General features: G+C 63.7%; 27 protein-coding genes. 21 read left to right on the forward strand and 6 right to left on the reverse strand.

Going from position 1 to position 24,954, the window contains the following annotated elements; translation table 11 throughout:
- Positions 1-23 precede the first annotated feature (23 nt).
- The 5 genes from METLI_RS05330 to METLI_RS05350 all read right to left on the reverse strand — a co-directional run bounded on the left by METLI_RS05330 (position 24) and on the right by METLI_RS05350 (position 5,586).
- Positions 24-332 (reverse strand): DUF5350 family protein, encoded by a 309-nt coding sequence (locus METLI_RS05330; RefSeq protein WP_004038664.1) that lies wholly within the window; start codon positions 330-332, stop codon positions 24-26.
- 48 nt (positions 333-380) lie between these two features.
- Positions 381-2,210, reverse strand: a complete 1,830-nt coding sequence (gene gatE, locus METLI_RS05335) for a Glu-tRNA(Gln) amidotransferase subunit GatE (protein WP_004038665.1) — start codon at positions 2,208-2,210, stop codon at positions 381-383.
- Positions 2,200-3,441, reverse strand: a complete 1,242-nt coding sequence (gene gatD / locus METLI_RS05340) for a Glu-tRNA(Gln) amidotransferase subunit GatD (protein ID WP_004038668.1) — start codon at positions 3,439-3,441, stop codon at positions 2,200-2,202. The genes gatE and gatD overlap by 11 nt, the downstream gene beginning before the upstream one ends.
- Positions 3,434-4,918 (reverse strand): argininosuccinate lyase, encoded by a 1,485-nt coding sequence (gene argH, locus METLI_RS05345; protein WP_004038669.1) that lies wholly within the window; start codon positions 4,916-4,918, stop codon positions 3,434-3,436. Before argH ends, gatD begins: the two co-directional genes overlap by 8 nt.
- A 134-nt stretch (positions 4,919-5,052) precedes the next feature.
- Positions 5,053-5,586, reverse strand: a complete 534-nt coding sequence (locus tag METLI_RS05350) for a helix-turn-helix domain-containing protein (RefSeq protein ID WP_048103638.1) — start codon at positions 5,584-5,586, stop codon at positions 5,053-5,055.
- Between the two features lie 179 nt (positions 5,587-5,765).
- On the opposite strand from METLI_RS05350, the gene METLI_RS05355 reads away from it, so the two are divergent.
- From METLI_RS05355 to METLI_RS05450, 21 genes are all read left to right on the forward strand, one after another.
- Positions 5,766-6,977 (forward strand): ABC transporter substrate-binding protein, encoded by a 1,212-nt coding sequence (locus tag METLI_RS05355; RefSeq protein WP_004038671.1) that lies wholly within the window; start codon positions 5,766-5,768, stop codon positions 6,975-6,977.
- On the forward strand, positions 6,974-7,735 hold the full coding sequence (locus tag METLI_RS05360) for an ABC transporter permease (RefSeq protein ID WP_004038672.1): 762 nt from the start codon (positions 6,974-6,976) through the stop codon (positions 7,733-7,735). Before METLI_RS05355 ends, METLI_RS05360 begins: the two co-directional genes overlap by 4 nt.
- 13 nt (positions 7,736-7,748) lie before the next feature.
- Positions 7,749-8,510, forward strand: a complete 762-nt coding sequence (locus tag METLI_RS05365) for an ABC transporter ATP-binding protein (RefSeq protein WP_004038673.1) — start codon at positions 7,749-7,751, stop codon at positions 8,508-8,510.
- Positions 8,511-8,571: 61 nt separating this feature from the next.
- Positions 8,572-9,084, forward strand: a complete 513-nt coding sequence (locus tag METLI_RS05370; protein ID WP_004038674.1) for a 50S ribosomal protein L16 — start codon at positions 8,572-8,574, stop codon at positions 9,082-9,084.
- Between the two features lie 92 nt (positions 9,085-9,176).
- Positions 9,177-10,010, forward strand: a complete 834-nt coding sequence (locus tag METLI_RS05375; RefSeq protein ID WP_004038675.1) for a fumarate hydratase — start codon at positions 9,177-9,179, stop codon at positions 10,008-10,010.
- Positions 10,007-10,549: a FumA C-terminus/TtdB family hydratase beta subunit gene (locus METLI_RS05380; protein WP_004038676.1), complete on the forward strand. Its 543-nt coding sequence runs from the start codon at positions 10,007-10,009 to the stop codon at positions 10,547-10,549. The genes METLI_RS05375 and METLI_RS05380 overlap by 4 nt, the downstream gene beginning before the upstream one ends.
- A 15-nt stretch (positions 10,550-10,564) precedes the next feature.
- Positions 10,565-10,837, forward strand: coding sequence for a 4Fe-4S dicluster domain-containing protein (locus tag METLI_RS05385; protein ID WP_004038677.1), 273 nt, complete (start codon positions 10,565-10,567; stop codon positions 10,835-10,837).
- Positions 10,834-11,934: a 2-oxoacid:acceptor oxidoreductase subunit alpha gene (locus METLI_RS05390; protein ID WP_004038678.1), complete on the forward strand. Its 1,101-nt coding sequence runs from the start codon at positions 10,834-10,836 to the stop codon at positions 11,932-11,934. The genes METLI_RS05385 and METLI_RS05390 overlap by 4 nt, the downstream gene beginning before the upstream one ends.
- Positions 11,931-12,719: a thiamine pyrophosphate-dependent enzyme gene (locus METLI_RS05395; protein ID WP_004038680.1), complete on the forward strand. Its 789-nt coding sequence runs from the start codon at positions 11,931-11,933 to the stop codon at positions 12,717-12,719. The genes METLI_RS05390 and METLI_RS05395 overlap by 4 nt, the downstream gene beginning before the upstream one ends.
- On the forward strand, positions 12,716-13,255 hold the full coding sequence (locus tag METLI_RS05400) for a 2-oxoacid:acceptor oxidoreductase family protein (protein ID WP_004038683.1): 540 nt from the start codon (positions 12,716-12,718) through the stop codon (positions 13,253-13,255). Before METLI_RS05395 ends, METLI_RS05400 begins: the two co-directional genes overlap by 4 nt.
- Positions 13,252-14,337: a succinate--CoA ligase subunit beta gene (locus METLI_RS05405; RefSeq protein ID WP_004038685.1), complete on the forward strand. Its 1,086-nt coding sequence runs from the start codon at positions 13,252-13,254 to the stop codon at positions 14,335-14,337. The genes METLI_RS05400 and METLI_RS05405 overlap by 4 nt, the downstream gene beginning before the upstream one ends.
- The gene (sucD, locus tag METLI_RS05410) at positions 14,334-15,200 is read left to right on the forward strand and encodes a succinate--CoA ligase subunit alpha (protein WP_004038687.1); all 867 of its coding nucleotides are present in this window, start codon (positions 14,334-14,336) and stop codon (positions 15,198-15,200) included. Before METLI_RS05405 ends, sucD begins: the two co-directional genes overlap by 4 nt.
- Positions 15,197-15,994 carry a DNA integrity scanning protein DisA nucleotide-binding domain protein gene (locus METLI_RS05415; RefSeq protein ID WP_004038689.1) on the forward strand — a complete coding sequence of 266 codons (798 nt, stop codon included), beginning with the start codon at positions 15,197-15,199 and terminating at the stop codon, positions 15,992-15,994. The genes sucD and METLI_RS05415 overlap by 4 nt, the downstream gene beginning before the upstream one ends.
- A gap of 478 nt (positions 15,995-16,472) precedes the next feature.
- A complete protein-coding gene (locus METLI_RS05420) occupies positions 16,473-18,923 on the forward strand; it encodes a carbohydrate-binding domain-containing protein (protein WP_004038691.1) in 2,451 nt (816 codons plus the stop codon).
- 20 nt (positions 18,924-18,943) lie between these two features.
- A complete protein-coding gene (locus METLI_RS13565) occupies positions 18,944-19,075 on the forward strand; it encodes a hypothetical protein (RefSeq protein ID WP_281034256.1) in 132 nt (43 codons plus the stop codon).
- Between the two features lie 130 nt (positions 19,076-19,205).
- Entirely contained in the window at positions 19,206-19,733 is a 528-nt protein-coding gene (locus METLI_RS05425; RefSeq protein ID WP_048103640.1) for a zinc ribbon domain-containing protein, read from the forward strand.
- Positions 19,734-19,989: 256 nt separating this feature from the next.
- Positions 19,990-21,486, forward strand: a complete 1,497-nt coding sequence (locus METLI_RS05430; protein ID WP_004038694.1) for an MFS transporter — start codon at positions 19,990-19,992, stop codon at positions 21,484-21,486.
- Between the two features lie 77 nt (positions 21,487-21,563).
- Positions 21,564-22,433, forward strand: coding sequence for a cupin domain-containing protein (locus METLI_RS05435; RefSeq protein ID WP_004038695.1), 870 nt, complete (start codon positions 21,564-21,566; stop codon positions 22,431-22,433).
- 89 nt (positions 22,434-22,522) lie between these two features.
- Complete coding sequence (locus METLI_RS05440; RefSeq protein ID WP_004038696.1) at positions 22,523-23,035, forward strand: GNAT family N-acetyltransferase; 513 nt, start codon at positions 22,523-22,525, stop codon at positions 23,033-23,035.
- 63 nt (positions 23,036-23,098) lie between these two features.
- Positions 23,099-23,869, forward strand: a complete 771-nt coding sequence (locus tag METLI_RS05445) for a DUF169 domain-containing protein (RefSeq protein WP_004038697.1) — start codon at positions 23,099-23,101, stop codon at positions 23,867-23,869.
- 46 nt (positions 23,870-23,915) lie between these two features.
- Positions 23,916-24,425, forward strand: a complete 510-nt coding sequence (locus tag METLI_RS05450; RefSeq protein WP_004038698.1) for a DUF6653 family protein — start codon at positions 23,916-23,918, stop codon at positions 24,423-24,425.
- Here METLI_RS05450 and METLI_RS13115 read toward each other — a convergent pair.
- The gene (locus METLI_RS13115) at positions 24,392-24,925 is read right to left on the reverse strand and encodes a hypothetical protein (protein ID WP_004038699.1); all 534 of its coding nucleotides are present in this window, start codon (positions 24,923-24,925) and stop codon (positions 24,392-24,394) included. The two genes, METLI_RS05450 and METLI_RS13115, sit on opposite strands and share 34 nt — an antisense overlap.
- Positions 24,926-24,954 lie beyond the last annotated feature (29 nt).

Raw genomic sequence — 24,954 nt, forward strand, 5'->3', positions numbered from 1 at the left:
GATTTGGAGGGGGATCTCACGCCTTATCTGGACTTCTGCTTCACGCCCATCGCAGTGGTCTTGGACCGCGGCATGCGCCTGCGGATCCGCGGGTCGTTGATCTTCGGGGCGCCGCGTGCACCGCCGCGCGAGCCGCCACGGCGCTGCTGGGGTCTGCCGCCCCGGCCCTGCTGACGCTCGGCCTGGATTGCGATCTTCCTCAGTGTCGATGAGGCCTTGAAGCGCTGGTTCGGACCCGGCTTCTTTGTGGTTGACTCCTTTGCTCTAACCAGGCGGATCTTGCCTGCGACATTCTTCACCTGTGCCCAGGTGGTGGTTCCTGTTTTTCCCATAATCAGACTCCCTATATATTTACTCAGTACCGGGTTTAAAGATGTTGCTCAGATCACCCGGGAAATTTCCTGCCGCAGGGCTTCGCTCACTTTCTTCCCGTCGACCTTGCCGCGGGCCTCCTCCATGACAAGCCCCATCAGCGGGCCGAGGGCGCGCATCCCTTTCTCCCGGACGAACTCGATGCGATCGGCGACGATCGTCTGTACAAGAGCGGCGAGATCGGTGTCGCTCATCCCGCCCGCATGTGCACCGATGGCGTCGGCCACCGGCGTGCCGGCGGCGATCCCGGCGAGGATCTCGGGGACCGCCTCCTTTGCAACCGTTTCGTCCTCGACCGCCCGGAGGACCGCGAGGATCTCCGCGGGGGCGAGCCGTTCCACGGCGACGCCGTCCCGCCCCAGCTCCTTGATGGTGGCGAGGACCGTCCGTGCGGCGAGGTTCGGCCTGATCCCGGCGTCGACCGCCGCCCTGAAGAGGGGGAGGTTCTCGGAGTACGCGACCTGGTGTGCAAGGGCGGCGTCGAGGCCGTACTCGGTCTCGAAGCGGACGGCGAGGTCAGAAAGAAGTTCGGGCACCCCGACCGCATCCCAGAGGGCGCCGGTGATCGCCACCGGGAAGACGTCGGTCTCCGGGTACATCCGGGCGGCGCCGGGCAGGGGACGCATATAGGCGGTGCTCCCTTCTTCGAGCATCTTCCTGGTCTCCTCGGGGATCCCTTCGAGGGCGAGGCGGGCGCGGTGGCTGACCTGTTTTGCCCCGCACTCGGCCTTCTTCCGGTCCCCGGCGATCAGGATGACGGCGTCCTCGTCGGCGACGCCGAGGTGTCGGCGCAGGCTCTCGACCTCGTCAGCGGTCACCCCGTAGGCCGGGAGTTCGTCGGTGTGGAAGATCCCGCCGAGCCCGCACTTCTTCACGTAGTCCGAGATTTCCGAGCCGAGCCTTCGGCCGGGCTGGATCTCGCGGCCGACCAGTCCGGCGTAGCCGTGGAGGACGACGGCCAGGATCGCCTTCGCCTTCTTCAGGATCGAGGACTTCGTTCCCGCGAAGAGGGCGGTGACGTCGTGCGTCTCCTCGCCGACCGCGGCATGGCGGGCGAGGAGTTCGTCGCGGATGGCGAGCAGGTTCGTCTGCCGCTGCGCCTCCCGGCGGACGACCTCGGCGATGAGGTCGAGTTCCTGCACGCCCTTGATCTCGACCCGCGCCCCGTCCCTGATCGAGACGTTGATGTCCTGCCTGATCGTCCCGAGCCCCCGCTTCACCTTGCCGGTGGAGCGGAGCACCATGCCGATGTACTCGGCCGTCCCCTGGACATCCTCGGGAGTGAACATGCAGGGGGCGGTGGTGATCTCGACGAGCGGGATGCCCAGGCGGTCCAGGGAGAAGGTGTTCCCCTCGACTCGCTGCGCCGCCTCTTCCTCGAGGCAGATCGTCTCGATGACCCCGCCGTTCGGGAGGACGCCGCCCATGGCGACGAGGGCCGTCCGCTGGAACCCGCTGGTGTTCGAGCCGTCGATGACGAGTTTTCGCATCGTGTGCACCTGCTCCACCGGGTGCATCGCGAAGGTCTTTGCGATGGTGAGGGCGATCCCCAGGGCCTCACGGTTCATCGGGGCCGGGGGCTCCTCGTCGTTCTCGACCAGGCAGGTGGTGTCGTAGGTGAGGTAGTGGAACTGCCGCAGGTCCATCATCTCCTCGGCCGCCGCCCGGTCGATCTCGCCCATCTCAGAGACCGTCGCATGGAGGTAGCGGAAGAACTCGCCGGTGTGCTCCTCGGTCTTTCTCAGCGCCGTCGGACAGCGGCAGAAGAGTTTCTCGGCCGTGTCGAGTTGCTGGTGGATCTCGATCCCGGCCTTGAGGCCGAGCGCCTTATAGTCCATGCGCAGACCTCCTCACAATCTCGCCTTTCAGGTCGGTTGCCATCAGTCTCCGCACCTCTTCGGGGTCTGACTCGTTCCCGAGCACCCACATCAGCTTGGTGAGCGCCGCTTCAGGGAGCATGTCCTCGCCTTCGACCACGCCGGCGGCGAGGAGGTCGCGGCCGGTGTCGTAGACGCGGTCGCAGACGCGGCCGTGCAGGCACTGCGAGGTCATCACCACGGTGGTGCCGGCGTCGATCAGGTCACGCACCGCCCCGATGCACCCGGTCGAGATATGGCCGAGGCCGGTGCCGGCGATGACCAGGCCGCGGTAGCCTTCGTAGGCCCGGACGATCTCCGCGGCCATGCCGGGGTAGAAGGCGAGCAGGCCGCAGCGCTCTTCGAGGCGGTCGCGGAGCGCAAGGGCAGAGGCGCCCCGGCGCACTGCCCCGTCCGCGAGGCGTACCTGCAGGGACGGGAAGTCTACCCGCCCGATCGGGGCCATGTCGTGGCTCTGGAAGGCGTCCCGGCGCGAGGTGTGCATCTTTCGCACCCGCGTCCCCCGGTGAAGGGCGCAATAATCGTCGTTCGTGGTGGCGTGCATCGCCACGGCGACCTCGCCGAGGTCTGAACCCGCGGCGGCGGCGGCGCACATGGCGTTCATGATGTTGTCGGAGCTCGGGCGGTCGGCCGAGCGCTGCGAGCCGACGAAGACCACCGGGACCGGGGTGTCGAGCATATAGGAGACGGCCGAGGCCGAGTAGGCCATCGTGTCGGTGCCGTGGGTGACGATCACGCCGCGGGCGCCGCCCCTGATTGCGGCGTGGATCGCCCGCGCCAGATCCTGCCAGATCGCCGGCGTCATGTTCTCAGAGAGGATGGTGGCGAGCACCTCGGCGCGGTAACGGCCGATCGAGGAGAGTCCCGGGATCGCCCTGAGGATATCGTCGGCGGTGAACTGGCTCGTCACCGCCCCGGTCCGGTAGTCGATCTTCGACGCGATCGTCCCGCCGGTGGAGATGATCGCAAACCCGGGCAGGCTCTCGTCCTGTTCGACCGCGGGGGGTGCGGGCACTGCCGTTCCCCCGTTCTTCCGAACAAGGGTGCAGGTCGCCGGGTCCACCCCGATGTTGTAGCCGCTGCCCAGTTTGACGACCGCCATGCCGTCGCGGTCCGTGATATAGATCCCTTCCACCGGGTGGCCCCGGCAGGAGGCGGCGACGATGTCGCCGGTTGAAAATGCTTCACTCATGCTCTGTAAGCCTCCCGGCTTCCAAAATCAGTCCGGCGATCGCCGTTGCCACTGCCTCTTTTCGTGCGGCCACCGCCTCCTCATCTCCGGCGAGCAGGCGCCGCCGCTCTGCAATTGCCCTGGTCGTCTCTGAGGGCGCCGGCCCGCCGATCGCCTTTCTTTCGGCGACGGAAAATGCGGGATCGAGCGCCGCAGCGACGCGCTCGGCCGTCAGCCCCTGCCCGCAGAGCGAGAGACCGGCGACCTCCTGTGCTGCCGCTTCCAGGGTGGTGAGGTCGAGGGCGCCCATCTTCACCGCCCGCCCGACGATCGAGTGCGCCGTCCTGAAGGGGAGGCCGTACTCCCGCACAAGGACGTCGGCGAGTTCGGTTGCCGTCGAGAACCCGCATCCGGATTCCGCAGCCATCCGGTCCGGGTGGAAGGTCGCCGTCGCCAGCATCCCGCGCAGGACGCCGAGGCTCTGGTGCGCCGCCTCGACGCCGCGCCAGAGGTGTGGGGTGAGCTCCTGCAGGTCGCGGTTGTAACTCATCGGGAGGCCCTTTGTGATCGTCAGGGCGGCGACGAGCGAGCCCGCAACCGTCCCGGCCTTCGCCCGCATGATCTCGGCGGTGTCCGGGTTCTTCTTCTGGGGCATGATCGAACTTGTCGAGGAGTAGCCGTCGGCAAGCGTGACAAACCTGACAAACGCGGTGCTCCAGACGACCATCTCCTCGCAGAGACGGCTGACCGTCGCCATCTGGACGGCGCAGGCAGAGAGCGCCTCAAGGGCAAAGTCCCGCGTCGAGACGGCGTCCATCGAGTTGCCCATCGGCCGCTCGAAGCCCAGGAGGGCGGCAGTCATCTCCCGGTCGATTGCAAAGCCCGTCGAGGCGAAGGCGGCGGCGCCGAGCGGGCACTCGTTCGCCCGGCCATAGGCGCCAAGAAGCCGCCCGCAGTCGCGGCCGAGCGCCGCCTCGTAGGCGAGCAGGTGGTGGGCGAGCGTGGTGGGCTGGGCATGCTGGAGGTGGGTGAAGCCCGGCATGATCGTCTCCGTATGCTCGCCGGCGAGGTCGAGCAGGAGCCCCCTGAGGCGGCAGGTCTCCTCGACCAGGGCGATCAGGTCGTCGCGCAGGCGCATCCTGATACAGGTCGCCACCTCGTCGTTGCGCGACCTGGCCATATGGAGGCGCCCCCCGAAGGCCTCGCCGACCTGCCCGATCAGCACTGCTTCTTTGCCGGCATGGATGTCCTCGAAACGCTCGTCGTAGGCCTCCGCCGGGATCCCGTCCCGGTGGAAGCCGAGGAGGGCCCGCATCAGCGCCTCCGCCGCCGCACGATCGATGATCCCCTGACGGGAGAGCATCAGGAGGTGGGCCATATCCACCAGCACGTCCATATCGGCGATCTCGTGATCGGCCGCCATCGAGGAGAGAAAGTGCATCACCTCGCCTGTCCGGTCATCGCTGAGCCTGCCCCGCCGCACCAGATCTCGTTGCATTGTATATAGGGTTGAGGTTTCAGACGAAATGAATCTGTGGGGATGAAGGGAATGGCGTGAGGGGGCGATGGGGCCGGGAGAAAATCCGGTGTGCGTCGCGGATGGCAGACGCTCCCCTCAGGACCGCCGGCCCTTCACAGCCACGCCTTCCGCGCCGCCGCCTCGATGGCGCGCTGAACACTGTCTTTCGGGATGATCGTCGTCACCGGGATCCTGACCACCTGCTCGATGGTGGATGAAGCGATCGGTGCGCAGACGACGGCGATCGCCCCCTCCCGCTCGGCGCGCACGGCGGCGACGATGGCGTCCTCGAAGGTGTGGACCGGGTACTCGCGGACCCGGATCTGCTGGCCGTCGATCACCGCCGTCCGCTCCTGGATGGACTCGAGCACATAGCGGGCGGCGATCAGCCCGATGAACGCCTCCTCCGAGGGCCGGGAGAAGGCCCGGACGGCGTTGAGGATCATCCGCAGGGTCGAGAGGGTCGGGGAACGCTTGCCGTTGAGGATCTTATAGAGTGTGCTCTGTGCGATCCCGCTCTTCTCGGAGAGCTCGCGCACGCTCACCCGCAGGTCGTTTTTGAGCACATGCTGGAGGGTCTGTATGAACTCTTCATCCGACTGGAGGGCGGCGTGGAAGAGGCGGTCAAGGGGGTTTGCCTGGATCATGGGTGAGTACAGATGTGACAATTCCTTGAGGATATAGGTTCTCCTGTCCAGGCGGGATGCCGACATCGGGAAAAAGTTCCGGTACATGGAGGCACAAAGTGTCAAAATAGTGCCGTATCGTCCGCAATCAGGATGCCCAATAAGGATTTTTAAATACCAGCAGGGAAGAACGATCCCCCATGACCAGAAAGATTCTTGTCGCCGCCCTGATCTCTGCGATCATCGCGGTGCTCTTTGTCGCCGGATGCACCGGCGAGCAGCCCTCGACCGGTGGAGAGGCCACCGTGGACGTGATCTACTCGGCAACCGGCCCGATGCCGATGCTCCTCTCGACCGACCAGATCGACGGCTACATGGCATGGCAGCCCTTCGTCGCCGTCGCCACGGTGAGCGGCATCGGCAAAGTAGTCTCGTACTCGCAGGACATGCCGCCCGCCGGCATGTGGACCGACCACACCTGCTGCGCCTTCGCGGCCCGCACCGACATCATGCAGGAGCGTTCCGACCTGGTTAACGCCCTCTCGGCGCTCACGATCGCCGCAAACGACTATATCAAGCAGAACCCGGACAAAGCCGCTGAACTCAGCGCCGACTGGCTCTATGGCAAGGACGACATGACCTTCGGCAACGTGACCGTGAACTCGGTGAACGTGCTCAAGGCCTCGATCCCGACCCTGAAGTTCACCAGCGATCCCTCGGAGGCCTGGATCCAGAGCAACGACAACTTCGTCGTCTCGCTGCGCGAACTCGGCTACATCACCGGGTCCTTGAAGGACGCCGACCCCGCCACCGTCAACAGCGAGCTCTTCGACTTCGGCCCCTACGAACAGGCGAAGGCGATGCTTGCAAACGGCTCGATCACCACCCCGGCCAACGCCGGCACGATCGCTCTGGGCTACCTGCCCTCTGACCACCACGCCGCCCTCTTCGTTGCGGTCAAGGACTGGCAGTACTTCAACGACACCTACGGCATCGCCCTCAAGCCCGCATCTGAAGGCTCGGGCGCCGTCGATACCGCCGACCTGATCGTCAACGGCGAGAAAGTCGCCACCGTCAAACTCGTGAAGGGCGAGGGCGGTTCGCAGCTGATGACCCTGGCCGCCCAGGACACGATCCAGTTCGCCTTCGTCGGCACCCCGCCCGCGATCACCGCCATCGACAAAGGAACACCTATAAAGATTCTCCACCCATTACAGACGGAAGGATCGGGCCTTGTTGTTTCGGCCGATGCACCTGCCAACGACTGGCAGAGTTTCATCGCATGGGCGAAGCAGCGTGCGGCTGAAGGTAAGCCTCTGAAGATTGCGTCACCGCCCAAGGGCTCGATCCAGGACGTGCAGCTCCGCGCCGCACTCGGAGACAGCAATGTGGTGGTGAACGAAGCGCAATGAGAAAGTACCTGAAAATTGTCCTTCCCATCATCCTCATTTTTGGATGGGAAACCGTTGCGATCCTCCTGAACAACCCGTTTATTCTGCCCAGGATCGAAGCGGTCGTCGCCGTCCTGCTCGAGCCGACGAAGAACATCCTGGGGAGCGGCAGCCTCCTCGAAGGCGCCGGGCTCAGTCTGTACCGCGTCCTCCTCGGCTTCCTGACCGCCGCCGCCGTCGCCATACCCCTGGGCATCCTGATGGGCAGGTACCCGACGGTGCAGGACCTTGCTGATTCGGTGATCCAGCTCCTCAGGCCGATCCCCCCTCTCGCCTGGTTGCCCGTCGCCCTCGCGTGGTTCAAGATCGGGCTCACCTCGATCGTCTTCATCATCTTCATCGGGGCGTTCTTTCCGATCCTGCTCAACACGGTGGCAGGGGTCAAGGGCGTGAACCGGACCTGGCTTGAGACGGCGACGGTCTACGGGGCAAGCGAACGGCAGATCATGACGAAGGTCGTCCTGCCGGCGGCCGCCCCCACGATCTGGACCGGTCTTCGCGTCAGCCTCGGGATCGCATGGCAGTGCGTGGTGGCGGCCGAGATGCTGCCCGGCACCACCTCTGGCCTTGGCTACATGATCATGGCCGCCTACAACCTCGGCCAGATGCAGGTGATCATCGCCGGCATGATCGTGATCGGCTTCATCTCCCTCGTCCTCGACGCCCTCTTCAGGGAGGTCGAGGTGCGGATGTTTGTGTGGCAGGGGCGGTACCAGTGAGGAGGAAGAGCAGATGGAACTGAACGTCGAGCACATCAGCAAATCCTTTGTCACGAGCAAAGGCGAGCGGGTCGACGCCCTCGGCGACGTCACCTTCACCATACGGGATAAGGAATTCGTCTGCATCGTCGGCCCCTCGGGGTGCGGCAAGACGACGCTTCTCCGGATCATCGCAGGCCTGGACACGCCGACCGGCGGAAAAGCCGAACTCGGTGGGAAAGAGATCGTCGGCCCCTCTCCGAAGATGGCGATGATCTTCCAGGAGTACTCGCTCTATCCCTGGCGGACGGTGCTGGACAATATCGCCTTCGGCCTTGAGGTCCAGGGGGTGGAGAAAGAGGCGCGCTATGCGGCCGCACGGAAATATCTCCACCTCGTCGGCCTCGACGAGTTCGAGACCTCGTACCCGTACGAGCTCTCCGGCGGGATGCGCCAGCGGGTGGCGGTGGCGCGTGCGCTTGCCGTCGAACCCGAGGTGCTCCTGATGGACGAACCCTTTGGGGCGCTGGATGCCCAGACCAGGAACGCGATGCAGACCGAACTCCTCGAGATCTGGGAGAAGACCCGGAAGATCGTGATCTTCGTGACGCATTCGGTCGACGAAGCTGTTTTCCTCTCTGACCGGATATTTGTCCTTTCGACCCGTCCGTCGAATATCAGGGAGATCGTCGATGTCCCCCTCCCAAGACCGCGGGACCGGACGAGCGTCGAGTTCGCGCAGGTGAGGCGATATGTCCTCGCTTTGATCCAGAACACGGGAGAATCCTCCCAGTAACCTTTATTACGAAAAATCTCCATGTTATAAAGCACTAACTTACGGCGAGGCGTTGTGAGATATGGTAAGAAAACCAGGAGTAATGTACAGGAATCTCGCTAAGAAGGCGTACACCCGGCGAGAATATATGGGCGGTGTGCCCGGCAGCAAGATTGTTCAGTTCGAAATGGGCAACCCTGGAGCGCAGTTCCCGGCCGAAGCGACCCTTCAGGTCGTCGAGGGCTGTCAGATCCGTCACACTGCTCTCGAAGCGGCGCGTATTAACATCAACAGGCGCCTGATGAAGGATGTGGGGCGTGCGAACTATCACCTCAAGCTCCGCACCTACCCTCACCATGTGCTGCGTGAGAACAAACAGGCGACCGGCGCCGGTGCAGACCGTGTCTCAGAAGGGATGCGGCTTGCGTTCGGCAAGGCGGTCGGTACGGCCGCCCGGGTGATCCCGGGTCAGAAGGTCTTTACCGTCTACACCAGCCCGCAGTACCTCGAGAAGGCGAAGGACGCCCTCAAGCACGGCGGCTACAAGCTCCCGACGCCCATCCGCATTGTTATCACAGAGAAAAATCAGAACTAAACGGTTTTTCTTTCCCTTCTTTTTTCTCTTTTCGGAGAGAAAAGGGAGGGGGACAGCATATTTTTTAGCCCTGTCATCCATTATAAGCGATGATGGAGAGAGGGGCATCCAGACTTCTGGAAGCGGTGGCTTCTGCGACCGCATCTGCGCTCAGGGAAGCGGAGACCACGCTTCCGGCCGACGTGCTGGGAGCGATCGAAGGGGCGCTCGAACGGGAGAGAAACCCGATCGCCCGCACCCAGATCGAGAACATCCTGGAGAATGTGCGCTATGCCGGCGAGCATGCGCTGCCCATCTGCCAGGACACCGGCGTGCCGGTCGTCTACCTCACCCTGCCGCCAACGGTGCCGTTCACCCCTGACCTTCGTGAGGCGGTGGCCGAAGGGGTGCGGCGTGCGACGGCCGCGGTCCCCCTCCGCCCCAACGTGGTCGATCCCCTGACCAGGCAGAACACCGGGGACAACACCGGCGGCGGGATGCCGGCGGTCCACGTGACGCCCGGCGACGACCTGACGATCACCGTTCTCCCGAAGGGGGCGGGCGCCGAGAACTGCTCGCGGATCGCAATGCTCCTCCCCTCGCAGGTCGGGTCTGTCGCGCGGTTTGCGGCCGAGACTGTCCTGCTTGCGGGCGGAAAACCCTGTCCGCCGGTGGTGCTCGGGATCGGGATCGGCTCGACCTTCGATGGGGCGGCGGCGCGGGCAAAAGAGGCGCTGCTTCTTCCGATCGATACGATGACGCCGTACGAGCAGGAGATCTGCGACGCCGTCAACACCCTCTGCATTGGCCCGATGGGGCTGGGCGGAGACGTGACCGCCCTTGCCGTGAAGGTGCGGCAGGGGCACTGCCACACGGCGTCCCTGCCGGTGGCGGTGAACGTCCAGTGCTGGGCGCACCGCCGGGCGACCAGGAGGGTAGAGGTATGATCCACCTCACCACGCCCCTCGGCGACGAGGTGCTCGAACTCCGGGCCGGGGACGCCGTCACCCTCTCGGGCACGGTGTACACGGCGCGGGACGAGGCGCACCTGCGCATGATGGAGGACGGCATCCCGTTCGATCCGCAGGGGGCTGCGGTCTATCACTGCGGCCCGGTGATCGCCGCCGGCCGTGTCGTCGCCGCCGGCCCGACCACCTCGGCGCGCATGAACGATCTCTCGGGCTTTCTCCTGGACGCCGGCGTGCGCGCCCTCATCGGCAAAGGCGGAATGGGGCCGGCGGTGCGAGAAGGGCTTGGAGGCCGCGGCGTCTACCTCGCCTTCACCGGCGGGTGCGCCGCCCTTGCCGCCGCACGCATGCGCCTTGTCGGCGTATATTACGAGGACCTCGGCATGGCCGAGGCGGTCTGGCAGATCGAACTCGATCGCCTGCCCCTGATTGTCGGGATCGACGCCTCCGGCGGAGACCTCTTTGCGGACGTGGGACAGAAGGCGAAGATACATTTTGAACAGCGGTTCAATAAATAAAGAAGGATCCCTGACATGAAGCTGATGATCGACGAGACCAGGTGCAAGGGCTGCAACCTCTGCACCCTGGTCTGTCCGTATAAAATCTTCCAGGAGGGCACGACGCCGAACCGGCGGGGCGTCGTGGTGCCGGTTCTCGACCGGCCCGAACGGTGCACCAACTGCCGCCTGCAGAAACTCTACGGGCGGGTGCTCTGTGGCGTCTGCCAGATGATCTGCCCTGACCAGGCGATCCGCTGGGTGGACGAGAAACCCTACAACCCCGAAAAGGTGGTGATTGAGTATTGACGCGGCTTGAATTCATGCAGGGGAACACTGCCTGCGCAGAAGGGGCGCTCGCTGCCGGATGCCGGTTCTTCGGCGGGTATCCGATCACCCCGTCCACCGAGATCGCCGAGCACATGGCGCGTAAGATGCCGAAGGTCGGCGGGGTGTTCATCCAGATGGAGGACGAACTCGCCAGCATCGCCTCGGTGATCGGGGCGTCGTGGACAGGCGTGAGGTCCATGACAGCGACCTCCGGGCCGGGGTTCTCCCTGATGATGGAGAACCTCGGGTATGCGGTGATGACCGAAACGCCGTGCGTCGTCGTCGACGTCCAGCGGGGCGGTCCAAGCACGGGCCAACCGACGCGGGCGGCGCAGGGCGATATGATGCAGTGCCGTTTCGGCTCGCACGGCGATATCAGCGTCATCGCCGTCAGCCCGGCCTCGGTGCAGGAGATGTACGAACTGACGGCGAAGGCCTTCAACCTCGCCGACCGATACCGCGTCCCGACCTTTGTGATGACCGACGAGATCATCGGGCATATGCGCGAGCGGATCGAGATCCCGGACGCCGTCGAGATCGTGCCCCGCAGGCCCCTCGAGAAGGGGTCGCTCCCCTTCGCTGCGGGCGAGGACGGGGTGCCCGGTTTCCCGGCATTCGGCCAGGGTTACGGCGTTCATGTGACCGGGCTCACCCACGACGAGCGCGGCTACCCCTCGTCGACCGACCCGCACGTCCACGAGCGCCTGGTCTCCCGCCTGGTCAATAAGGTCGAGGGGGCGCGCCAGGAGATGGCAGACTTCGAAGTGACGAACCCGGACGCCGAGGTCGTCTTCATCTCGTACGGCGCCCCGGCCCGCGCAGTGGCGCAGGCGATCCACGACATGGACGACGAACGCGTCGGTCACCTGCGCCTGCGGGTCGTCTGGCCCTTCCCGGACTTTGCTCTCGCCCTCTTCAAGTCCGCCCGGGTGTTCCTGATGCCCGAACTGAACCTCGGGCAGATGGCGCGCGAGGCGGCCGGGCACACGAACGTTCCGGTCATCTCTATCCCGGAGATCGGGGGCGAACTGCACACGCCCGACCGTTTGATCGCCTGTGCGGAGGGGTATTTATGAATTTCCAGGACTGGTTCCGCCAGGACCGCCTTCCCCATATCTACTGCACGGGGTGCGGGAACGGGACGGTGATCAACTGCACCCTCAATGCCGTGAACAGTATGGGCTGGACGCCGGAGAACACGGTCTTCGTCTCAGGGATCGGGTGCTCGTCCCGTGCACCGGGATACATCGTCACCGATTCCCTCCACACCACCCACGGGCGGGCGATCCCCTTTGCGACGGGCGTGAAACTCTCCCGCCCTGACCTCCACGTGGTGGTCTTCACCGGCGACGGCGACCTCGCCGCCATCGGGGGCAACCACTTCATCCATGCCTGCCGGCGGAACATCGACCTGACCGTCGTCTGCATGAACAACTACATCTACGGGATGACCGGCGGCCAGGGGAGCCCGTGCACCCCTCTCGGGGCGGTCTCGACGACGACGCCGTACGGCTGCAACGAACCTCCCTTCGACCTGGCCGCCCTTGCGGTGGCGGCGGGAGCAAACCACGTCGCCCGCTGGACCTCGTACCATGTGAAGGAGTTGACGAAGGCGGTCCGTGACGGACTCGAGACGCCGGGCTTCTCCCTGATCGAGGCGGTCGTCCAGTGCCCGACCGGATATGGCCGGAAGAACAAACTGCGCGAGGCCGGGGCGATGGTCGGGTGGATGCGCGACCACGCCGTCCTCCGGCAGCGGTGGCAGCGGATGCAGGAGGCGGGCGAGCCCCTCCCGCCGGGCGCTTTCCCGGTGGGCGAGTTCGTGCGGCGGAACCTGCCTGCAACGGGGGTGCCGAAATGAGGCATGAAGTGCGGTTCTCGGGCTTCGGCGGCCAGGGGATCATCCTCTCGGCGGTGATCCTGGGCCGGGCGGCCGCGATCCATGACGGCAAACACGCCGTCCAGACGCAGGTCTACGGCCCTGAGGCCCGCGGCGGGGCCTCGATGAGCGCCGTGATCATCGACGACGATCTGATCCTCTACCCCGAGGTGACGAGTCCTGACATCTACGTGATCATGTCGCAGGAAGGGTTCCTGAAGTACGGCGCCGGCGCCCCGGAGAGCGCCGTGATGCTCCTCGACGCCGAACTGGTGCAGGATAGGCCGAAATGCCGCTACCACGCGGTGCCGGCGACCTACGAGGCGAAAAACACCCTTAAAAAGGTGATCGTCGCAAACATTGTGATGCTCGGGGCGCTGGTCGCGGCGACGGGCGTCGTATCAGAGGCGGCGATCGAGAAGGCCGTCCTCGACTCGGTCCCGAAGGGCACCGAGGACCTCAATATGCGGGCGCTGAGGCTCGGCTTCGACCTCGGCAGAAAGGAGCGTGAAGGATGAAACTGCTTGAGTTTGAAGCGAAAGAAGTGTTCGGCAGGGAAGGGATCAGGATACCGAAGGGTGTCGTCGTCAGGAAAGGCGAGGACCTCCCCCCCCACCTGGAGGAGATCGGGGACCGGGTCGTCGTCAAGGCGCAGGTGGACGTCGGCGGCCGCGGTAAGGCCGGCGGCGTCTTGATGGCCGATGCCGGGAATGCGAGCGAGGCGGTGCAGCACCTCTTCAATGCCCATATCAAGGGCGTTCCGGTCAACAGCGTCCTGATCGAGGAGCGCCTCCCGATCGAGCACGAGTATTATGTCTCGATCGCCATCGACCGCTCGAAGAAAGAGCCGGTGATCCTCTTCGCCGATACCGGCGGGGTGAACATCGAGGAGACGGCACGGACGAACCCGGACGCGATCAGGACGGTCGCGGTCTCCCCGCTCTTTGCTGACGTCCCGGCGTTTCTCCTGCGGGAGCTGACCGGCACCGCCCCGGCAGGGGTGCGGGACGCCGTGAACCGGCTCTACCGGGTCTTCTGCAAGAACGACGCCCTGCTCGCCGAGATCAACCCCCTGGTCACCACACCGAACGGGGTCTATGCCGCCGACGCGAAGCTGATCATCGACGACAACAGCCTTGCCCGGCAGGGGATCGCGGTCAACCGCGACCTCACCGAGCGGGAGAAGGAGGCCGAGAAGCACGGCTTCTCCTACGTGGAGCTCGAGGGCGAGATCGGGGTGATCGGCAACGGCGCCGGCCTGACGATGGCGACTCTCGACCTGATCGACCATTTCAAGGGCCGTGCAGCGAACTTCCTGGACGTCGGCGGCGGCGCCGACCAGGAGCGGGTGAAGCATGCGGTCCGCCTGGTCGCCGGGATGCCCTCGGTGCGGGTGATCATCGTCAACCTGCTCGGCGGGATCACGCGCTGCGACGAGGTCGCCCGCGGGATCATCGAGGCCGGGGTCTCGCAGGAGGTGATCGTCCGCCTCGCCGGAACGAACGAGGAGGAGGGACGACGACTCCTCGCGGAGAAAGGATACCGGATGCTCGGGAGCATGGACGAGACCGTCAGGGCGGCCGTGGAGGCGACAGCATGATCTACGGTGATAAGAACAGCGGGACGATCGTCTGGGGGGCCACCGGGAGGCAGGGCTCCTTCCACATCAACCTGATGAACGAGTACGCCCGTTTGGTCGGCGGGCGCGGGGTCGTCGCCGGCATCACGCCCGGGAAAGGGGGGCAGGAGGTCTGCGGCGTGCCGGTCTACAACTCGGCGAAGGAGGCGCTCGCCGAGCAGGACGCCGAGACGGCCGTGATCTTCGTCCCGGCCGGAGCGGCAGGCGACGCGATCATGGAGGCCGCCCATGCGGGCCTGGACCTTGCCGTTGCGATCACCGAGCATATCCCGGTGCACGACGCGATGCGGGCGATCGCCTATGCGGAGATCTGCGGGTGCGCCGTGATCGGCCCCAACTGCCCCGGGCTGCTCTCTCCTGGCGAGCAGAAACTCGGGATCATGCCGGCCCACCTGGCGACGAGAGGGCATGTCGGGGTAATCTCCCGGAGCGGCACCCTCACCTATGAGGTCGTCGACGAACTGACGCGGGCCGGGATCGGGCAGTCGACGATCGTCGGGATCGGCGGCGACCCGGTGATCGGCCAGACCTTCGCCGATGTGCTCGCCCAATTCGAGGAGGACCCGGAGACCGAGGCAGTCGTCTTGATCGGCGAGGTCGGCGGGAACCTGGAGGAGGAGGGTGTGCGGTCGACCGACCTTCCCATCGTATCCTATATCGCGGGCGTCACTGCCCCGCCGAATAAGCGGATGGGGCATGCGGGAGCGATCATCGAGGGCGGGGAGGGCGATGCCCGCTCGAAGATCGAGCGGCTGAAACTCCTCGGCGTCCCGGTCGCATCCAGACCGTCGGAGATCCCGGGTATGCTGCGTGACCTCCTATGAATGATGAACTCCTGATGCATGCCGGGATCGAGATCGCCGAGGAGATCGGGGCGCGGGCGATCGTCTCCTTCACTCGCCCGTGCACCTGCCAGTCGAAGGTGCCATTGATCTGGGTGCAGGACCTCAAACTCGACATCCTGCGGGACCTGACGATGTACGAGATCGTCTCGGTCTGCGAGCACCATATGCTCGACGCCGCCGTCCAGATCTACCTGACGAAGCGGTTCGAGGAGGGGACCGTGGTCGCCGTCTTCCAGTATGCGGTCCTGATCTTCGACCTGGAGCGGGTGCGGAACTTCGTGGACCTCACGAGTTATGAGGACATCGTCGATAAGGACGTGATGTACTCCGTCCTCAAGCTGGCGATGGAGATCGCCGTCGAGGGGCGGGAGGGCCGGAAGATCGGCACCGCCTTCATCATCGGCGACGCCCCTGAGATCGCCGCACACTCCCACCAGGCGATCCTCAACCCGTACCTGGGGCACCCGACCTCCCTGCGGGATATCAAGAACCGGGAGAACTGGGAGAGCGTCAAGGAGTTCGCCCAGCTCGACGGCATCTTCATCGTCGATAAAAGCGGGACGATCGCCACGGCCGGGAGTTATATGGACGTGAACGCAAAGGACGTCCACCTGCCCGGCGGACTCGGCGGGCGCCACCGGGCGACGGCGGCGATCACCGCCGTGATGCCGGCCGTCGGGGTGACGGTATCGGAGAGCGGCGGGCTCGTGCGGGTGTTCCGGGACGGGGCGTGCACGATCACGATCAGGTCGGATATCAGGATCAGTGGGTGAAGGGCATTCTCCCGATGGCGGACTTCCTGACTGAATTTGCCTCCTATTCCTTTTTAAATGCGGCGGCGGTCTCCTCGCCGTGAGCGTGATGGGTATTTTAGCCCTGGCGGTTCGCTCATTTTTATCAGGACTGCGATCGAACTGAACGCCGTTGTCCGGGTGAATGGCTGAGCAGATCGCTGTACGAAGCCCACCTGGAATCTCGATCACTTCAATCCTCTTTCTTGATGCCCTCTTCACCGCCCGGCACCATTTCGCGGTATGGAATACTCCGTTGAAAATGCTCTAAAAATATAAATGCGAAATCTATTGATGTTGGTGTAATGACATAGATCCGATACTATTCCTGGAGTAATTTTCAGAAAATTTTTTGTGGTGAAAGTGCATTTGACACAGAATATATGCTTATGGTTAGCATATGCTTCTGATTGTGGCAAACAATCATTAAATAATAATGTAGTTTTGGGGGGGAAAACAGATGAAACATCTTGCGCAGAGGATCGTCTTCATAGGAGTGCTCCTGCTCGTTCTTCTTGGTCTTTCCGTGGCTTCTGCAGGCGCCTATGACGCCGGGGAAGTGACAGGTTCTGATCGTATGATCGCCGCTCCTGCAGCATCGGGAGGGGATATGGCGGGTCTCCAGGCAATCCCCGGCCAGATCCTTGCGGCCGACTACGACGAGGGCGGGGAAGGGGTCGCCTATCACGACACCACGTCCGGCAACATCGACTCGAACCCATCCTTGTACCGGGGCGACGACGTGGACATCGGGATCCGGGACTGGGATAGTGATCCCCTGATCACCAACACCGCCGCGGGGGAGTGGTTGCGCTACACCGTCGATGTGGCAGAGGCCGGAACCTATGATGTGGAGTACTTCCTGTACACGACACAGGCCGGGTGCACGCTCGCCCTCGACGTGGACGGTGTTCCGGCACACCAGATCGCCGTCCCTGAAGCCTCCTCCTGGCGGACAGCGATCCGGGTGAAGGGGGTGGCGACCTTTCCGGCGGCAGGTGAACACGAACTCGTCCTCCAGGTGAGCGGCGACATGAACCTCAATGGGATGACGTTTTCGAAGAAACCGTCTGTCCCGCCCACTCTTGAGATCCCAGGTCGGATCCTTGCGGCCGACTACGATGAAGGTGGCGAAGGAGTCGCCTATCACGACACCACGCCCGGCAACATCGACTCGAACCCATCCTCGTACCGGGACGACGATGTGGACATCGGGATCCGGGACTGGGATGCCGATCCCCTGATCACCAACACCGCCGCGGGGGAGTGGTTGCGCTACACCGTCGATGTGGCAGAGGCCGGGACCTATGATGTGGAGTACTTCCTGTACACGACGCAGGCCGGGTGCACGCTCGCCCTCGACGTGGACGGGGCTTCGGCACACCAGATCGCCGTCCCTGAAGCCTCCTCCTGGCGGACACCGATCCAGGTGAAGGGGCAGGTTACGTTCCCGACGGCAGGTGAGCACAAACTCATCCTCAGGGTGAGCGGCGACATGAACCTCAACGGGATGACCTTCACCGGCGAGGGATCGGTCTCTCTAGATATCCCCGGCCGGATCCTTGCGGCCGACTACGACGCGGGCGGCGAGGGGATTGCGTACCACGACACCACTCCTGGCAACATCGACTCGAACCCCTCCTCCTACCGGAATGACGATGTGGATATCGGTATCCGGGACTGGGATGCCGATCCCCTGATCACCAACACCGCCGCGGGGGAGTGGTTGCGCTACACCGTCGATGTGGCAGAGGCCGGGACCTATGATGTGGAGTACTTCCTGTACACGACGCAGGCCGGGTGCACGCTCGCCCTCGACGTGGGCGGCAACCACGGCGGCTATGATATCTGGGTGGTGAAGATGGATGCCAACGGCACAGTCGCGTGGCAGCGTTGCCTTGGAGGTTCTGGTACCGATGTAGCACGGAACGCCCACCCGACGGTCGACGGCGGGTACATCATCGGCGGTCAGACCAATTCAACCGATGGCGATTTAAGTGGAAACCATGGTAAAGCGGATATCTGGCTGGTGAAGATGGATTCAGGCGGAAATGTCTCGTGGCAGCGTTGTCTTGGCGGGTCGAATTATGAAGATATATCGAATGTGTGTCAGACATCTGACGGCGGGTATATCCTCACCGGCGAAACTGACTCAAATGACGGCGATGTGAGCGGATACCACGATCGAAACGATACCTGGCTGGTCAAGATCGACCCTGATGGCCTCATAGAGTGGGAGAAATCTTTTGGCCCCATCATGATCAACACCTGCGCGCAGCAGACCGACGACGGCGGGTATGTTCTTTGCGGGTGGTGCTGGGAGGGACACGGCATGTTTGACGGCTATGTGTTGAAGGTCGACGCCACCGGTGCCTTAGAGTGGCAATCCTACCTTGGCGGTTATTGCAGGGATTATGTCTCCAGCATACGGCAGACTGGAGACGGCGGATATATTGCTGCAGGATCCACGGAATCGAGTGATATTGATGGATATCACCTGGATCCTGAGAATTATGATTCTATACCCGACGCCATGGCCGTTAAGATCAACGCCACCGGTGCGCTCGAGTGGCAGCGAGGCCTTGGGGGATATGATAGTGACACCTTTAGGTGCGTGGAGCAGGCGGCCGACGGCGGCTACATCCTCGCTGGTTACACCGACTCAAACGACGGCGATGTAGGCGGCAATCACGGCGGTCTGTGGGACGGCTGGGCGGTGAAGCTGGATTCCAGCGGCGAACTCGAATGGCAGCGTTGCCTCGGCGGGTCAGGGGATGATAAGGTACAGAGTGTCGGGCAAACATCCGATGGCGGTTACATCCTCGCCGGCTCCACCGACTCGAACGATGGCGATGTGAGCGGGAACCACGGTGCATCTGATATCTGGGTGGCGAAACTGGAGAACGCCTGATCGTTCTGCCGCAACAGGCAATGAGGAGGTCGTGTCTGGATGGAGACGGCGATGATGCCTGCACCGGGCAGGATACGATCACTGTCGCTCCGCACCCTTCTCCCTCGGTGCTGCTTGAAGAGATGTTCGGGCCCAACGACGCCCTTCGGTGAAGGAGAGGGTGGTTAATCCCATCTATTTTACCTGACTCACATACAGCAACGTTTATAGATCCGCTCCTCCATCCACTCTTCGAGAGCAGATCGCCGTCTTGCGAGCGGTCGGTCTCAGGGAGAAACTCACATGGAAGAACATGCTGGAAGATCCTGCCAGAGCTGCGGCATGCCGATGCAGTCGGAGGCCGATTTCGGCACCGAAGCGGACGGCACCCGATCGAACGACTACTGCACCTACTGCTACCAGAACGGCGCCTTCACCGAACCCGAAATCACCCTCGACGCGATGGCGGAGAAGGGCGGGGCGATCTTCGCGCAGATGTACGATATCCCCCTGGAGAAGGCGAGAGAGTTCTGCAAAGAGCAGTTATCGTCCCTGAAGAGATGGTCCGGACGGGAGGTTCCCTCCTGCGGGAGCTGCGGCATGCCCCTTGCACAGGACGAGGACGCCGGTACAGAGGCGGACGGGTCGCGAAGCGCGCACTACTGCATCTACTGCTACCGGGACGGGGCGTTCACCGAACCTGGCCTGACAAAGGATGGGGCCGTCGAGAAATATGCGCCGATGATGGCCGCACACCTTGAAATGCCGCTTGAACGGGCGCGTGAGATGGTAGGATATTATCTCTCGACGCTCCCGCGGTGGCAGGAGTAAGGGTTCTTCGCTCCTCTGTGGGATATCCCGGGGGCCTCCCTTCGACGGGCCCGGGATGGTTCGGGGCAAGGGCACGCCTGAGGTACCGATCCGGCTGATGCGGTCCTCCGGGAATTGCCCCTGAAAGGAGGGGTAGGATCTGTTCGAGGATCCCGGTCAGAAGAAGAAGGCCGCGGTCTTCCCGCTCTGCCTCTTTTATTCCTGCACGGTAAAAACCAGATGATTGATTACCGGCGAATCTCATACCGTTCTTCATATGGGAAAGACAAACAATACCCCATCGAAGAGTTATCTTTTATTGATTTTCTCCATCTCCCTTGCGATCTTCATGTCGTCTCTCGACGGCACGATCGTCAATATCGCCCTCCCGACGATCTCCGAGTCCTTCGGCGTATCGACGAGCGCCGTCAGCTGGGTCGCCACTGCATACCTCCTTGTCATGGCGGGGTGCGTCCTGATCTTCGGGAAGATCTCTGACTTCATCGGATACAAGAAGATCTTCCTCTCGGGTTTTGTCGTATTTACCCTCGGTTCGTTTGCCTGCGGTTTCCTCCCCGAACTGCTCGATTCGTTCTACGCCCTCGTGGGGTCGCGGGCGTTCCAGGGCATCGGCGGGGCGATGATCTCGGCCATCGCCCCCGCGATGGTCACGGCCTTCATCCCGATGGAGCAGAAGGGAAAAGCGATGGGCATTATCATGACCGTCGCGGCGCTCGGCACGGCGATCGGCCCCACGATCGGCGGTCTGCTCACCCAGTATGTCTCATGGCACTGGATCTTCTTCATCAACGTCCCGATCGGCATCCTCTCCGTGATCATCGGGATGAAGGCGATCCCGGGGCAGAGCGACCGGAATACGGCACTTTCAGGGTTCGACCGGTCAGGTGCGGCATTCATCTTCATCGGTCTTGCCGCCCTCCTCTTTGCCGTATCTGAAGGCGAGGTGCTGGGCTGGACCTCGCCGGCCATTCTTACCTCGGCTGCAGTGGCGGCGGTCTCCCTCGGCCTCTTCGTCTGGCGCGAACTGCACACCTCAGAACCCCTCCTCGAACTCAGGCTCTTTGGGAAGAGGAACTTCCTCTTCACCAACCTGATCCTGGTGCTGGTCTTCTTCGGCTTTTCCGGCATCAACTACCTGCTGCCGTTCTACCTCCAGTACGTCCTGGGCTATGAGACCTCCGCGGCCGGGATGGTCCTGACCTCTCTCTCGTTCGCGATGATGGTCTCGGGTCTTGCGGCCGGGCTCCTGTACAACCGTCTCGGGGGCAGAATACTCGCCATCGCCGCAGCGGCGATCATCGCGGCCGGTTACTATATGATGACTCATCTCCAGGCGAACACCACCATCGCCTATGTTGTTGCTGCCCTGATCGTCATTGGGTTCGGCCTGGGCCTGATGGTCACCCCGGTCTCGAATATGATCATGAACTCCGTCGCGAAGAGATACCAGGGGATGGTATCGAGCCTGACGAGCCTGGAGCGGTTCGCCCCGATGACGATCGGGATCGCGATCTTCAACCTGATCTTCGTCCAGGGCGTGCTGCGGATCGCCGAGAACCGGGCGATCACCATGCAGTCCCCGGTGGAGGTGAAGATGCACCTGTTATCTGCAGGGTTCGACATCGCCTTCTTTGGTGCGTTCATCGTCGCCGTCGTGGTGCTGGTCCTTGCATTCCTTGCACGGCAGGAGGTCCATCCCGATTATCTCGACGCCGGGGATGAGGGTGCGCCTGAGGTCGGGATGATGATCTGAACGGGCAGAGCCCCTCCCGCGGTTATACCGCTACCGCGGACAACTGATTTATTTTTCCCGGTGCAGAGTATCTACCCATGCAGAGGATTCTCTTTCTCATCTTCGCCTGCGTCCTCCTCTCCGCCGGGTGCCTCACGGCGAGCCCCCCTCAGGCAGAGGAGGAACAGGGCGTCCGCCTGATCACGCCGCCGGAAGGCTTCGCCATCTTCGGCGGTCAGGGAACCTACACCGGGATCATCGGCGACGAGACCCCCGATATCCGGACAAACTACAGCATGGGCCTGGTCGCCATCGGCCCGGGCAATGCGACGTCCCCTCACCGGTTGATCGGGAGCACGGAGTTTGTCCACGTGATCGCCGGTGCGGCGGAGATCAGGTGCGACAACAGCACGGTCGTCGCCCGCGAGGGCGAGACCGTCCTCCTGCCCGAAGGGGTGCTGCAGTCGATCGCCACCGCCGGCGATCGCGAACTGCGCTACATCGACGCCGTCTCTCCACCGTTTGCGGCGGCGAACGAGGTCTCCGGGGAGGGACTGGCAGCGCTCACCGTCACGACGGCCTGCGTGCCGGTCGTCATCCCTGACCCGCGGCAGGGGATCGAGTGGGACCTCGGGTCTGAGATGATGATCTACACCCTTGCGAACTCGGTGCTGATGGACGAGATCGGTTTCCCGCTCCCGTACAGCGTCGCATACGTCGAACTTCTCCCCGGCGGTTCGATCGGGTTCAACCGGCTCAACGGGTCGTCCGAGGTGATCGTCGTGCTCGGCGGCGAGGTCGAGGTCTTCACCCCTGATGCGGGATCGGTCCGGGTGCCGGCCGGGAGCGCCGCCTATGTCCCCCCCGGTCAGGTGAAGGGCTACCGGAACGTCGCAGCGTCGAACGCGACGCTCCTGAGTTTCGTCGACCCAGCATGGACGCCTGAAGGGACGGCCATGCTGGAGTGACGGTCCCCTCTCCTTTTTTTAGACCCTGCAGGCACCTGTAGCAGATCTCTTTATGGGACGGCAGATGCCAGATCGATCAGGTGGCTCCCATGCATTGTCCAACCCCCACATCCGTCCTCCGCGACTGGATCCCGGATGACGCCGTCTCCCTCTGCCGTCATGCCGACAACCCGCGGATCGCCCGCTGCATGCGGGACGCATTCCCTCACCCCTATACGCCGGGCGATGCTGAACGGTTCATCGCGATGGCGACGCGGAATCGCTCCGCTCTCCTGCTGGCGATCGAGGTGGACGAAGAAGCGGTGGGGGGCATCGGCGTTCACCCTCTCGCCGACGTCTACCGCGGGACGGCCGAGATCGGCTACTGGCTCTCAGAGGAGTGCTGGGGCAGGGGGATCGTCACCGATGCGGTTCGGGCGATGGTCCCCCTCGCCTTCGATAGGTTCCCGATCGTCCGTCTCCAGGCAGGCGTTTTCGAGAGCAACCCGGCGTCGATGCGGGTGCTGGAGAAGTGCGGCTTCTGCCGTGAGGCCGTCCATCGATCGGCAGTCACGAAAGACGGCATGGTCATGGACGAGTACCTTTACGCCCTGGTTAGATGAGAAAGCCGCCGATACCTTTCTCTCCAGGGCCGCCCACCCCCTCTCCATGAAAGGTGAATATGAATGACCCACTCAGCCGTCTCTGAGATCGGCGGGCGGCTTGCTGAGGCGTTTCGGCTCTCGGCCGCGCCCCTCGCCGTCTGCGGCTCTGAGGAGGTGCCGGCCGACGCCGTCCCCCTCCCGTCGGTCCACCGCTGTATCGCCGTCGCCATGTACCGCATGGCAATGGGTGCGGCAGACGCCCCTGCACTCTACCTTGACGAAGAGGCGAATGCAGGGTGCTGCCCGGGCGGCCTCGCTCATATGGGTTTTGTCGGGCGCTCTGACGAGATCCGCTGGTTCGTTTCCACCGGGCGCTCCGACATCAGGGGCGGGGCGGCCGAGTACCTGAAGGCCGACCCCGCACTTGTCGACGCCTGTTTCGAGCGGGCCGGGCCGGTCACTCCGCCGGGGCGCTACCTGGTGATCAGGCCCTGCCGTACGGTGACCGACGATGCTGCCGTGCGGTCGATCTGCCTCTTCGGCACTGCCGAGGCGGTCAGGAACATCGCCGCCCTCGTCCACTTCGACCGCCCCGATCCCTTCTCCCCGGTGCTCGCCCCCTGGGGGCCGGCGTGTGCGACCTTCGTCTCCTACCCGGCCGGCCTGGCGGCCGGCGCCCCGCGAGACGCCGCATTCATGGGGCCCACCGACCCGACGGTGAACCACGCCCTGCCGCCCGATCTCCTCGCGATCGGCATCCCGATCGCTGTGGCCAGGCGCATGGCCGGGAACCTCGACGCCTCCTTTGTGGTCAGGCGGCCGCGGGTGGCGTTCCCTGGGCGCGGGCGCTGAGCCCCGGGCGCAAGGAGTATATCCCGCCGCCGTCATACGTTCGTTCGTGACGATCGAGCAAACCATCGCCTCGGCTTTCAAGATGGACGAGGAGACCTGGGCCAGGCACGCAAACCCCTGGAGCGTCTGGACCAGGAACACCGTCCTCCCCATTCTCATCCTCGCCTTCTGGAGCCGGGCGTGGCTGGGACTGTGGTCCCTGGTCCTGATCGCCGTTGCGGTGCTCTGGACCTGGATCAACCCCAGGTTCTTCCCCCGGCCCGAATCGACGGAGAACTGGGCATCGAAGGCGGTGCTCGGCGAGCGGTTCTGGCTGAACCGGAAGGAGATGCCGGTGCCGGAACGACACCGGAGGGCGCCGAAGATCCTCTCGGCGTGCTCGGGCGCAGGGATGCTCTGTGTGATCTGGGGCGTCTACGCCCTCGAGGTCTGGCCCACCCTCTTCGGTGCCGCGGTCGTCTACCTGAGCAAACTCTGGTTCCTGGACCGGATGGTCTGGCTGTACGAGGATATGAATGACTGCTATGTCCGTCCGCCCAGCACTCCGTCCCAGTAGCGATTGACCGTCGTTCGGTAGATTTCGATATAATCGGGCGACGGGATGAGGGGCAGTTCAAGGTGCGCCTTCGTCTCCCCGGAGAGTCTCCCCTGCGTCACTACCTCTTCCCCGGCCAGTTTCACCGGGTCCCGGTACCTGGCGACCTCCTCGTCGAGTGACGGTTCTTTCAGCCAGGCCCCACCGCCGCGATAGATCTCGGCAACAAATTCTGTTTTGTAATTGCGCGCCATCCGCTCGGTCAGCAGGTGGAGCACCTGGAAATGGCTCTGTTCGGGGAAACCGCAGTTCGAAATCATCACGAATTTCGGGATCTTACCCCCTCTGGAAGGGTGGATGGTCTCTTTGTTCTTATCCTCGGCAAAATAGGGATCGAGGCCACGACGTTCATTCTTTCCACCGGGGCGGGATTGTGTCCTCTGGAATGATAATAGTTCTGTCCGGGTGAGAACAGGCCCGCCGGTCGAAAAAAAGGAGAGATCGTCGGTCGCAACCGCCACCGGGGAGGGCCCAACCTCCCCGGCCCCTC

It is taken from the genome of Methanofollis liminatans DSM 4140 (assembly GCF_000275865.1).
GTDB classification, from domain to species: Archaea; Halobacteriota; Methanomicrobia; order Methanomicrobiales; family Methanofollaceae; genus Methanofollis; species Methanofollis liminatans.